Source organism: Arenimonas metalli CF5-1, assembly GCF_000747155.1.
In the GTDB taxonomy this organism is placed as follows: domain Bacteria; phylum Pseudomonadota; class Gammaproteobacteria; order Xanthomonadales; family Xanthomonadaceae; genus Arenimonas; species Arenimonas metalli.
In genome coordinates, this window is sequence record NZ_AVCK01000015.1 from 20078 (window position 1) to 31638 (window position 11561).

The 11561-nt window shown below is 70.5% G+C and carries 11 protein-coding genes; 3 read left to right on the top strand and 8 right to left on the bottom strand.

The window, feature by feature from the left end; genetic code table 11:
• Positions 1 to 14: 14 nt before the first annotated feature.
• The 7 genes from N787_RS06310 to trxA form a co-directional block, all read right to left on the bottom strand.
• The gene (locus N787_RS06310; protein WP_034211797.1) at positions 15 to 530 is read right to left on the bottom strand and encodes a hypothetical protein; all 516 of its coding nucleotides are present in this window, start codon (positions 528 to 530) and stop codon (positions 15 to 17) included.
• Positions 530 to 1180, bottom strand: a complete 651-nt coding sequence (locus N787_RS06315; RefSeq protein ID WP_156968930.1) for a hypothetical protein — start codon at positions 1178 to 1180, stop codon at positions 530 to 532. Before N787_RS06315 ends, N787_RS06310 begins: the two co-directional genes overlap by 1 nt.
• Before the next feature lie 160 nt (positions 1181 to 1340).
• Positions 1341 to 2105 carry a queuosine precursor transporter gene (locus N787_RS06320; protein WP_034211807.1) on the bottom strand — a complete coding sequence of 255 codons (765 nt, stop codon included), beginning with the start codon at positions 2103 to 2105 and terminating at the stop codon, positions 1341 to 1343.
• Positions 2102 to 2752 carry a DUF502 domain-containing protein gene (locus N787_RS06325; RefSeq protein WP_034211809.1) on the bottom strand — a complete coding sequence of 217 codons (651 nt, stop codon included), beginning with the start codon at positions 2750 to 2752 and terminating at the stop codon, positions 2102 to 2104. The genes N787_RS06320 and N787_RS06325 overlap by 4 nt, the downstream gene beginning before the upstream one ends.
• Before the next feature lie 18 nt (positions 2753 to 2770).
• A complete protein-coding gene (locus N787_RS14275; protein WP_169742290.1) occupies positions 2771 to 5053 on the bottom strand; it encodes a bifunctional serine/threonine-protein kinase/formylglycine-generating enzyme family protein in 2283 nt (760 codons plus the stop codon).
• Between the two features lie 90 nt (positions 5054 to 5143).
• Positions 5144 to 5617 carry a DUF4442 domain-containing protein gene (locus tag N787_RS06335; RefSeq protein WP_034211811.1) on the bottom strand — a complete coding sequence of 158 codons (474 nt, stop codon included), beginning with the start codon at positions 5615 to 5617 and terminating at the stop codon, positions 5144 to 5146.
• Complete coding sequence (gene trxA, locus N787_RS06340; RefSeq protein ID WP_034211813.1) at positions 5617 to 6480, bottom strand: thioredoxin; 864 nt, start codon at positions 6478 to 6480, stop codon at positions 5617 to 5619. Before trxA ends, N787_RS06335 begins: the two co-directional genes overlap by 1 nt.
• 135 nt (positions 6481 to 6615) lie before the next feature.
• On the opposite strand from trxA, the gene N787_RS06345 reads away from it, so the two are divergent.
• Positions 6616 to 7242 carry a hypothetical protein gene (locus N787_RS06345; protein WP_034211815.1) on the top strand — a complete coding sequence of 209 codons (627 nt, stop codon included), beginning with the start codon at positions 6616 to 6618 and terminating at the stop codon, positions 7240 to 7242.
• The gene (locus N787_RS06350; protein WP_034211817.1) at positions 7239 to 7451 is read left to right on the top strand and encodes a helix-turn-helix transcriptional regulator; all 213 of its coding nucleotides are present in this window, start codon (positions 7239 to 7241) and stop codon (positions 7449 to 7451) included. The genes N787_RS06345 and N787_RS06350 overlap by 4 nt, the downstream gene beginning before the upstream one ends.
• A gap of 15 nt (positions 7452 to 7466) precedes the next feature.
• Here the strand turns inward: N787_RS06350 and N787_RS06355 are convergent, their stop codons facing one another.
• Positions 7467 to 8756, bottom strand: coding sequence for a metal-dependent hydrolase family protein (locus N787_RS06355; protein ID WP_052575206.1), 1290 nt, complete (start codon positions 8754 to 8756; stop codon positions 7467 to 7469).
• Between the two features lie 182 nt (positions 8757 to 8938).
• On the opposite strand from N787_RS06355, the gene leuS reads away from it, so the two are divergent.
• Positions 8939 to 11557 carry a leucine--tRNA ligase gene (leuS, locus tag N787_RS06360; protein ID WP_034211819.1) on the top strand — a complete coding sequence of 873 codons (2619 nt, stop codon included), beginning with the start codon at positions 8939 to 8941 and terminating at the stop codon, positions 11555 to 11557.
• The last annotated feature ends 4 nt before the right edge of the window (positions 11558 to 11561 follow it).

Here is an 11561-nt window from a genome sequence, read left to right on the forward strand (position 1 = left end):
GGCCGCGGGCGTGTTCACTGTCGCAGCCATCTTTGCATGGCCGGATAGGTGGTTTCGCCCCGCTGGGCCGCCTCCGTTCCGCTGGCAGTCATCCCGGCCTGCACCAGGCCGTGGACCCCGGGAAAGACGCCGATCGAATAGGTCATCGCCAGGCTCGCTGACTTGCCGTGGTAGCCGCCCTCGTGGAACAGCACGGCAGGCGCGAGGCCGATCGCCACGGTGGCCGCGTAGGCCCAGGCCGTCGCCTCGATCTCGCCGGCGTGCGGGACGTCGTCGTGGCCGGCGAGGTCATTGGACATCGCGGCGCGCAGCCCGGGCGGCAGCACCGCGAGGTGGCCGGCTTCGTGCAGCAGGTCGCCAGGCCAGCGCAGGCGGGCGCGGTCGAACAGCAGCGCGCCGTCGGCCACGCGCACGCCGGGCAGGAAGGCGTCGTCGTCGAGCTCGGCCTCGCGCACCGTGATGCCGATGCCGCGCAGGAACGCCACGATGCGGTCCAGCAGGGGATTGGCGGCGGTCGCGTCGGACGACATCAGCTCTCGGCGACCTTCATCAGCAGGCGCGCGTTGGCATCGCGCAGCGCGGTCAGTTCGCCCTCGCGCTGGCGCAACGCGTCCGCCAGGGCCGGGTCCAGGTCGGCGTAAGGATCCGGGGTCGCCGCGAGCACTTCGGCCGCGACGCGGCGGGCCTCGGCCGCCGTGGCCTCGTCCAGGCCGGTCGTGTCGATGTCGCGGTAATGGGCCTGCAGGGCATTGCGGGTATCGAGCTGGTCCAGGTGTTCGTACAGCGCGTTGCGCAGGAAGGGGTAGTCGCGCGCGTCCAGGCCCGAGGCCGCGGTGCCATGGTCGTCCAGCGATTCAATACCGATGCCCATGAGTGCCGCGAGGGTTTCAGTGTCGCCGTCCGCGGCCTCCAGCTCCCGGACGGCGCGCTCGAGCTGCGCGTTCTCGGCGGTGATGCCGCGCACCAGCGCATCGAGGTGCGCGGGCGCGAGCGCCAGCGGCGGCGGCAGCCCATTGTCTTCCGCGGCGGGCGTGTCGGCGCCGGCAGCCGCTTCGGTTCCTTCGTCCATCGGGGCGTTGGCCACGTTGGCGTCGCCACCGGCCGCGTCGTCGGCGCCACCGCAGCCACCGAGGGCCAACAGCAAGGGAAGGGCGAGCAGGGCAGGGAGAAGAATTCGCATGGGGGCTGGGTTTCGTCCGGGGGAAAGGAAAAGGATCCTACGCGGCGGCGCGGTCCGTCCAGCGCACAGGGCCAGGCGCGGGCTCAGCGCAGCAACCGCGGCACCAAGGCTGCGAACCGCCAAGGCCGCCGGCGCGTCACCGATCTTCCGGCGCCCGCCATCAGTCGCGCGCCGCCGCGGCACGGAGCTGCGCAGCCTGGCCGTGCCCGAGGTAGGCGGTGATGCCGCGGCGCACCAGGTAGAGCAGCGGGATCAGGGCGATCGCCGCGGCCATCTTGTAGGCGTAGTTCAGGCTGCCGACCGCGAGGAACAGGCTGGTCGGCCATTGCTGCGGGCCGAGCACGAAGGCGATGTAGAGGACGATGAAGCTGTCGACCAACTGCGACACCGCGGTCGAACCGGTGGCGCGCAGCCACACCAGGCGCTCGCCGGTGGCCCGGCGGATGCGGTGGAAGACGCTGACGTCGATCAGCTGGCCGACCAGGAAGGCGACCAGCGAGCCGCCGATGGTCCACAGGCCCTGGCCGAACACCGCCGCGAACGCCTTCTGGTAGTCGGGCACGCCCTGGTCCGCGGCCACGCCCACCCACCACGAGGCCGGCGCCAGCGAGATCGCGAGATAGGCGAACACGAAGCCGTAGACGATCAGCACCACCGCGAGCCAGCTGATGAAGCGCACGCCGCGCTTGCCGTAGAACTCGTTGATGACGTCGGTCATCACGAACACGATCGGCCACAGCAGGGTGCCGGCGGTGAAGTTGAGCGAGCCGGTCTGTCCGAACAGGTTCCACTCGAACGGCGCCAGGCCGAGGGTCTCCTCCAGCGCGAAGATCTTGACGCCGATGAGCTCGGCCAGCAGTGCATTGCTGACGAAGAACGCGGCCAACACCAGGAACAGGCGGTTGGCGCGCTCCTGGCCGGTCACGGCGAGTCGCCGGCGCGCTGGAAGGGGATGCTGTCCGGGCTCACCGCGCCGCCCGAGATGATGAACGCCATCGCCTCGTCCACGGTCCAGTCGGTGGGCGTGAGCCGGTCCACGGGCACGATCTCGAGGTAGCCCGAGGTCGGATTGGGCGTGGTCGGTACGTACACCGCGGCGAGCTCGCGGCCGGTGCCGTTCTCGCGCATCACCCGGGTGACGAAGCCCACGCACTTCATCTCGCGGTGCGGGAAGTCGATCAGCACCACGCGCTGGGTGCCGTCGGGCTTGGTCTGCAGCAGGTCGAGCAGCTTGCGCGCGCTGCCGTACACGGTCTTGAGCAGGGGGATGCGTGCGATCAGGCCTTCGAACCAGGCCAGCAGCCGCTGCCCGACGACGCGGCGCGCCAGCGCGCCCACCGCAACGATCACCAGCACCGTGCCCACCACCGCGAACGCCGACTGCGCCCAGGGATCGTCCATCCAGCCCAGCCATTCCGGATGCGCCGAGGCCAGCCGCACCGAGACCGGGCCGACCCAGGGCTGGCTGATGTCGGACAGCAGGCCAAGCACGAACTTGAAGACGATCCAGACCAGCCAGATCGGCAGCAGGGTCAGCAGGCCGGTGAAGAAGTAGGCGCGGAGGCGTCGCATGCCCGGATTGTAGGGCAATCAGCGCGCGGCCAGTTCCTCGGCGGTGACTTCGCGCACCAGGCGGAAGCCGATGTCGTCGAAGCCGGTGTCGGCGTCGAAATCATTGGTGCCGGTCGGGTTGGCGCGGGCCGCCGGGTCGCGCCAGCCGATGCCGCCGGCCAGGCGCCGGGTGCAGCCGCGGTCGCAGTCGGACAGCCACTCGCGGGCGTTGCCACGCAGGCCGGTCAGGCCGAGGTGGCTGGCCGGGCCCTGGCTGGCGGCCACGGTGCCTTCGTTGCCACAGGCGATGCGGCCGTCGCGGCAGGCGTTGCCGGAGCCGCGGTAGCTGGCCAGCGGCACCCATTCGGCGCGCGTGGGCAGGCGATAGGTTTCGCCGGTGCGGCTGCCCAGCCACTGCGCGTAGGCGCGGGCGTCGTCGTAGCTGACGCAGACCACCGGGTGGCTGCCAGCCTGGCTGAAGCCGGGCTCGTCCCAGCCGCGGCGCTTGAGCGAAATCGGCGCGATGCGGTTGCGGCAGCGGGCGTCGGCGCGGCGGGTGGCGGCGTCGAAGGCGGCGTATTCGGCGCGCGTCACCTCCGCGCGCATCGCGGCCAGGCCGGGGCGGCCGTCGCGCGGCAGCGACACCAGCACCATCGCCACGCCCTTGTCGTCGATCGGGTCGCCGGCCTTGGGCAGTTGCACCGCCTGCGACCACGCGGGCTCGAGCTGGCTCGACGCGATGCCGAGCGTGCCGGCCAGGGATTTGGTGCGGTCCACGGCTTCGCCATCCACGGCCTGGAGGCCGGCCTGGAGGCGGGCCAGCAGCACCGGCACCAGCGCTTCGCGCATGGAAGTCCACGGCCGGGCGTCGGCGCGCGCCATCTCCTCGACGAAGGGCGCCACGCGGGCGTGGTCGTCCACGGCCTCGGCGTCCTTGCCCGCCTCGGCCGCGGTGACGATGCGGCCGGCGTAGAACGCGATCACTTCGTCGGACAGGCGGGCGATGGCCGGTTCGCGCGGCGCCAGCGCGCGGGCGGCGCGCAGCGATTCCATCGCGTTGTCGCCCGGCGGCAGGCTCAGCCGCTGGCGGTCGATCTGGCGGCGCGCAGCGGACAGCTCGCGGGCACCGGCACGGGTGGGGTCGTAATCGAGCGCCGTCACGGTGACTTCGGCGTTGACGCCTGCGAACGCGGACGTCGGCAGGGCCGCGGCTTCGGTTGGCGCAGCGACAGGCTCGGCCGCCGGTTCAGCCTCTGGCGCAGCCGCCGGTGCCGTAACCGCGGGTGCGGCCGCCGGGCTGTCCTCGACGGTGAAGAAATCGCTGCCGGCCGGCGCCTCCGCGCGGTCGCGCGAGAACCAGGCGAACAGCACGGCGACCAGGGCCACGCCCGCCACCGCCGCCAGCGCGGGCTTCCAGTGCGGCGCCAGCTTGCCCTTGATCCTGGCCAGGTCCACCGCCGGCTCGGGCGGCTTGCCGTTGGCGATCTGGTTGAGCGCGCTCAGCATCTGCTGCGCATTGCGATAGCGGTTGTCCGGCGACTTGGCCATCGCCCGGTCGAGGAAGGGCTGCCAGTGCTTCTTCTCGGGCGGCAGCCGCGGCACCGGGTCCTGGGCGTGCATCAGCGCCAGCGCCAGCGGATCGGCGGCCTGGTAGGGCAGGCGGCCCATCAGCAGTTCGTAGGCCAGCACGCCGACGCTGTAGAGGTCGGCACGGCCATCGACGACTTCGCCGCGGGCCTGCTCCGGCGCCATGTAGCCGCCGCTGCCGACCGCGAGGCCGGCGGTGGTGATGCGGGTCTGGTCGCGCTTGCTCAGCGCGATGCCGAAGTCGGTGAGCAGCGGCCGGTCGGCGTTGTCGAACAGGACGTTCTCGGCCTTGACGTCGCGGTGGACGATGCCGCGCGCATGCGCGTACTCCAGCGCCGAGAGCAGCGAGCGCAGCACCTCGATCGCGCGCGCTTCGTCGTGGGTGAAATCGCGCTGGCCCAGGTGGCCCTTCGCCAGGTAGGGCAGCACGTAGTACAGCAGCCCCTGGCGCGTGCGGCCGACCTCGTGGATGCCGACGATGCAGGGATGCTCGAGCTTGGCGATGGTGCGCGCCTCGTGCTCGAAGCGCTGCTTGGAGATTTCGTCGGTGAGTGCGGCCGGCGACATGACCTTGATGGCCACCTGGCGGTCCAGCGACTCCTGCACGCTCAGGTAGACCTGGGACATGCCGCCCTTGCCGATCCGGCGCAGCACGCGATAGCCGGGGATCTCGGGCATGTAGCTCGAGAGCAGCGCGGTCAGCTCGTCAGGGGAGAGTTCTTCTTCCTGCTGCATGTCGCGGTCGGGGGCAGGGCGGGGGGCCGGGAGGGCCAGCATACGGCGTCCGGCCGTTCAGGCAAGCCATTTGTGAAAGTGTGAACCGGGTCACGCTTCCGCGGTTTCGGGCCCGGCGCCGCGCCGCTTGCGGCGCACGTAGACCTGCTTACGGACCTCGGCCACGACATCGCCCGCCTCGTCCCGGACGTCCATCGCGAACCAGCGCAGCACCTTCTCGCCGCCGGCCGCCGCGGTCCGGATCTCGTCCAGCGTCGCCTCGTCCAGGTCGAACTCGACCGCCACCGTGCCGCGGCCGGGTTTGACGAACCGGATGTCGGCGGCCTGGTCCCAGACCAGGTAATCGCTGCCCAGGCGCTTGAGGACCATGATCATCCAGAACGGATCGGTCATCGCGAACAGGCTGCCGCCGAAATGGGTGCCGACGTAATTGCGGTTGTACCATCGCTGCCGAAGCTCGACCCGGACGTGGCGGAAGTCTTCGCTGAAGCGGGTGATGTGGATGCCGGAGAACAGGAACGGCGGCCAGAAGTTCATGTAACGGCGCAGGCTGGCGGCTTTCATCAGAACAGCACCGAGGCCATCCTGCGCCGGTAGGCGCCGACCAGGTCCTCGTCCTCGACCACGCGGAAGGCATCGATCAGCGCCTTGCGCGGCAGGCCGTCCTCGAAGCCGCGGTCGCGGCGCAGCATCTCCAGGAACTGGTCCATCGCCGCGGCGGCGTCGCCGGCGACGATCAGGCGCACGCCCAGCAGGTGCCGCGCGCGCAGGTCGGCCGGGTTGGCGGCGATGGCGGCCTCGAGCACCGGCGCCGGCGGCGCATCCTTGAGCAGGGCGGCGAAGCCGAGCCGGGCGCGGCCGCGCAGCGCGCGGTCGTCCTGGGCGAGGTTGGCGGGCAGGGCGTCGAGCAGCTGTTCGGCCTCGGCGACCGCGCCGGTGTTGAGCAGGGCCAGCGCGAGGTCCAGCCGGTGCTCGTCCTTGTCCGGCTCGGCCAGCGTGAGCGCGCGCAGGCGGACCACTTCCTCGTGCGGGTCGGCCGGTGCGGTGGCCTCCGGCTCGGGGACTTCGGCCGGGGCCTTGGCCTCGACGCCGTGGTGTTTCAGGAACTCGCGAAGCTGGCCCTCGGGCAGGGCGCCCGGGAATCCGTCGACGATCTGGCCATCCTTGAGCAGCATCACGGTCGGTACGGATTTGATCTGGAAGTAGCCGGCGAGCTGCTGTTCCCTGTCCACGTCGACCTTGGCCAGCAGGAAGCCGCCGTTGAACTCCGCGGCCAGCTTTTCCAGCACCGGGCCCAGCGTCTTGCACGGGCCGCACCAGGTCGCCCAGAAGTCCACCAGCACCGGCACTTCCTTGGATCGGAGCAGGACCTCCTGCTCGAACTGGGCAAGGCTGGCGTCGAAGACGTGGGGGTTGTCGGCGGTCATGGCGGATCCGGTAGCGGCGGGAATGGCGCCGAGATGGTGCCAGCCCGGCGGGGACACAAGCGAATGTACGCTGTACTTGACATTGCTCGCTGCGAATGTAAATTACAGCGTACATTTAGTACGCCGGAGCAGACGATGCAGTTCAACAGGGGGTGGGTGGTCGGCTGGCTGTTGCTCGCGGGGACGGGGGTGTGGCTGCAGCTGGGCGGGCCAGCGCGGGTCTTGGGCGCGGATGCCGGCAGCCTCGGGTTCGCGCTGGTGGCGCTGGCCGCGATCGCCGCCCTCGTCGCCCTGCGCACCTTGCCCGCCAGCAAGCTCGACGAGGCAATCTCGCCCGCCGAGGGCCGGGCCTGGGGCAACCTGCTGGTCAGCACGGTGATCCTGGCCTGCGTGGTGGTGGAATCGGGCGAGCTGCTGGGCGTGCTGCGCGCGGGCGAACTCGAGCGCATCGTGGGGCGCAGCTACCTGCTGGTGATCGCCATCGGCGGCATCGGCTGGGCCATCGACCGGCGCTGGAAGCAGCGGATCCAGTCGGACGAGCGCGATCGCGACATCCAGGCCCGCGCGGTCGCCTGGGGGCGCTCAGCGCTGGCGCTGCTGGTGTTCACGGTGTTGGCGATGCTCGCGGGCTCACCCGCCGAGCACCTGGCTTGGGCGTCGCACGAAGCCATCGCGCACCTGCTCCTGTACGCGATCCTGCTGGGCTTCATCACCGAGTTTGGCTACAGCGTCGTCCGCTACGCCCTGGACCGGCGCGCGTGACCGGAACCGCGCTGGTCAACCACATCCGGCGGCTGCGCTTCGAGCACGGCGAGCTGACGCAGGAAGCGCTGGCGCGCGGCGCCGGGGTCACGCGCCAGACGATCATCGCGCTCGAAGCCGGCAGGTACGCGCCGTCGCTGGAGCTGGCGTTCCGGATCGCGCGCGTGTTCGGCGTGGGCGTGCAGGACGTGTTCGAGTGGCGGGATTGAGCCCGCCACGCGGCCTCAGGGCTGGATGTAGACCACGCCGTCCTTCATCACGAAGTCCACGGCCTTGACCGCCTGGATATCGGCCAGGGGGTCGCCCGGCATCGCGACCACGTCGGCGCGGAAGCCCGGCGCGAGCTGGCCGATGTCGGTGACGCCGAGCACCTCGGCGGCGTTCACGGTCGCGGTCTGCAGCGCGGCCGCGGCGGGCATGCCAGCCTCGACCATGAACAGGAACTCGTCGGCGTTGTCGCCGTGCAGGCTTACGCCGGCGTCGGTGCCAAAGCCGATCCGCACGCCGGCCCGGTGGGCCTGGCCGAAGGTGGTCTGGATCAGTGCGCCGATGCGCGCGGCCTTGGGCCGCACCACGTCGGGGTAGAAACCGTCGATCTTCGCCTTCTCCGCCACGAACCGGCCGGCGCTGATGGTCGGCACGTACCAGGTGCCGTTCTTCTTCATCAGTGCGAAGATCTCGTCGTCCATGTAGGTGCCGTGCTCGATCGAGGTCACGCCGCCGACGATGGCGCGGCGGATGCCCTCCTTGCCGTGGGCGTGGGCCGCTACCCGGTAGCCGTAGTCATTGGCGGCCTCCACCACGGCCCGCACTTCGTCCACGGTGAACTGCGGGCCGTCGCCGCTCCTGGCATAGCTCAGCACGCCGCCGGTGGCGGTGATCTTGATGACGTCGGAGCCATCCTGGTAGCGCTCGCGGACAGCCTGCCGGGCCTCCTCGGGGCTGTTGATCACGCCCTCGGCCGGGCCGGGCTCGCCGATGGCGTCCTCCAGCAGGTGGTTCATGCCGTTGGTGGGGTCGGCGTGGCCGCCGGTGGTGGCGATGGACTTGCCGGCCGCGTACACCCGCGGCCCCTCGACCAGCCCCTGGGCGATGGCGTCGCGCAAGGCCAGGGTGGTTTCGCCGCCCAGGTCGCGCACCGTGGTGAAGCCGGCCTGCAGGGTCTTGCGGGCATAGCCGACCGAGCGCAGGACGGTGAACTCCGGGTTGAGCCGGAAACCTTCCGAATACGACTGGGCGCTGGACTGGTTGCCCAGGTGCACGTGCAGGTCGATCCAGCCAGGGCTGCAGGTGTGGCCGCGCAGGTCCACCGAGCGGGCGCCGTCGACCGCGGCCAGGCCGGCCCGGACCTCGCGGACCTTGCCCTCGGCGACGACGATGGTCTGCTCGGCGCGGTTGCGGCCGGCGGCACTGTCGAACAGCTGCCCACAGTGCAGGGCCAGGACCTCGGCCTGGACCATGGCCGGCATGGCCAGGAACAGCACGAGCGGGAACAGGGCACGGATCGGGCGCATCGGATTCCCCTTGGAATGGACGCCCGATGGTACCCGGGAAAGAACGGGGTCAGGTTCACTTCTCCCTACATCCGGCCCCGTTGCCGGCGCCAACTCGGGAGAAGTGAACCTGACCCCGTTCTTTCGCCCGGGCGGGCGCCGATTTGTTACGCTGGCGGCCTGTTTTTTCCCGCCCCAAACCCATGTCCGACATCCAAGACCCCAGCGCCTACGACCCGAAGGCGGTGGAAGCCGCCGCGCAGACCCATTGGCAGGCCACGGCCGCCTTCGCCGTGCGCGAGGACGCCTCGCGCCCGAAGTACTACTGCCTCTCGATGCTGCCCTATCCCTCGGGCGCGCTGCACATGGGCCACGTGCGCAACTACACCATCGGCGACGTGATCAGCCGGCACCGGCGCATGAAGGGCTTCAACGTGCTGCAGCCGATGGGCTGGGACGCCTTCGGCCTGCCTGCCGAGAACGCCGCGATCAAGAACAAGACCGCGCCGGCGCAGTGGACCTACAAGAACATCGAGCACATGCGCGGCCAGCTCCAGCGCCTGGGCTTCGCCTACGACTGGACCCGCGAGTTCGCCACCTGCACCCCGGAGTACTACCGCTGGGAGCAGCTGATGTTCACCCGCCTGATGAAGAAAGGGCTGGTGTACCGCAAGAATTCGGTCGTGAACTGGGATCCGGTGGACCACACCGTGCTCGCCAACGAGCAGGTGATCGACGGGCGCGGCTGGCGCTCGGGAGCGCTGGTGGAAAAGCGCGAGATCCCGCAGTGGTTCCTCAAGATCACCGACTACGCGCAGGAGTTGCTGGACGGCCTGGACACGCTGTCCGGCTGGCCCGAGGCGGTCAAGACCATGCAGCGCAACTGGATCGGCCGCAGCGAGGGCCTGGAGATCCGCTTCGCCGTGGACGGCCTGGCCGAGCCGCTGGAAGTGTTCACCACCCGCCCCGACACGCTGATGGGCGTTACCTATGTCGCCGTCGCAGCCGAACACCCGGTGGCGCTATGGGCGGCGTCGGGCAATCCGGCCGTGCGCGCCTTCATCGACGAGTGCCGCCGCGGCGGCGTGTCCGAGGCCGAGCTCGAGACGCAGGAGAAGAAGGGCATCTTCACCGGCCTGCACGCGGTGCACCCGGTGTCGGGCGAGAAGGTGCCGGTGTGGATCGCCAACTTCGTGCTGATGGGCTACGGCACCGGCGCCGTGATGGCCGTGCCGGGCCACGACGAGCGCGACTTCGAGTTCGCGCACAAGTACGGCCTGCCGATCAAGCAGGTGGTCGCGATCGAGGGCGAAACCTACGACACCAACACCTGGCAGGACTGGTACGCCGACAAGGCCGACCCGCGCATGCACGTGGTCAATTCCGGCGCGCTCGATCGCCTTGGCTACCAGGCCGCGTTCGACGCACTGGCGCAAAAGCTGGCCGGGGAAGGCCTCGGCCGCCGCCGCGTCAACTTCCGCCTGCGCGACTGGGGCGTCAGCCGCCAGCGCTACTGGGGCTGCCCGATCCCGGTCATCTACTGCGAAAAGTGCGGTGCGTTGCCGGTGCCCGAGGACCAGCTGCCGGTGAAGCTGCCGGAGGACGTCGCCTTCACCGGCGTCGCCTCGCCGATCAAGGCCGACCCCGAGTGGCGCAAGACCACGTGCCCGGGCTGCGGCGGCGCCGCCGAGCGCGAGACCGACACCTTCGACACCTTCATGGAGTCGAGCTGGTACTACGCGCGCTACACCTCGCCGGGCGCCACCGACCTGGTGGACGCGCGCGCCAACTACTGGCTGCCGGTCGACCAGTACATCGGCGGCATCGAGCACGCGATCATGCACCTGATGTATTTCCGCTTCTACCACAAGCTCATGCGCGACGCGGGCCTGGTGAAGTCGGACGAGCCGGCCACCAACCTGCTGTGCCAGGGCATGGTGGTCGCCGACACTTTCTTCCGCGAGAATCCGGGCGCGCCGAACGACTGGTTCAACCCGGCCGACGTCGACGTGGTGCGCGACGCCAAGGGCCACGCCACCGGCGCCGTGCTGCGCAGCGACGGCCAGCCGGTGCAGATCGGCGGCACCGAGAAGATGGCGAAGTCGAAGAACAACGGCGTCGACCCGCAGACCATGGTCGACCGCTACGGCGCCGACACCGTGCGCCTGTTCTCGATGTTCGCGGCGCCGCCCGAGCAGAGCCTGGAGTGGAACGAGGCCGGCGTCGAGGGCATGGCCCGCTTCCTGCGCCGGCTCTGGAGCCAGGTGCAGAAGCACGTGGCCGAAGGCCCGGCGCCGGCGCTGGACGCCGCCGCGCTCGACGGCGCGCAGAAGGCGCTGCGCCGCCAGGTGCACGAGACCATCCAGAAGGTCGGCGACGACTACGGCCGCCGGCACACCTTCAACACCGCGATCGCCGCGGTGATGGAGCTGCTCAACGCGATCGCGAAGTTCGACGACGCCAGCGCGCCGGGCCGGGCGCTGCGGCAGGAGGCCTTCGAGGCCGTGACCCTGCTGCTCAACCCGATCACGCCGCACACCTCGCACGCGCTCTGGCAGCGGCTGAGCCACGCCGAGGTGACGCTCGAGGACGTGCCGTTCCCGCAGCCCGACCCCGCCGCGCTGGTGCGCGAGGCCGCCACCCTGGCGGTGCAGGTGAACGGCAAGCTGCGCGGTACCATCGAGGTGTCGGTGAATGCCGGCAAGGACACGATCGAGGCCCTGGCCCTGGCCGAGCCCAACGTGCAGAAGTTCCTGGAAGGCTTGGCCGTGCGCAAGGTGATCGTGGTGCCGGGCAAGATCGTCAACATCGTCGCGGGGTGAAGCT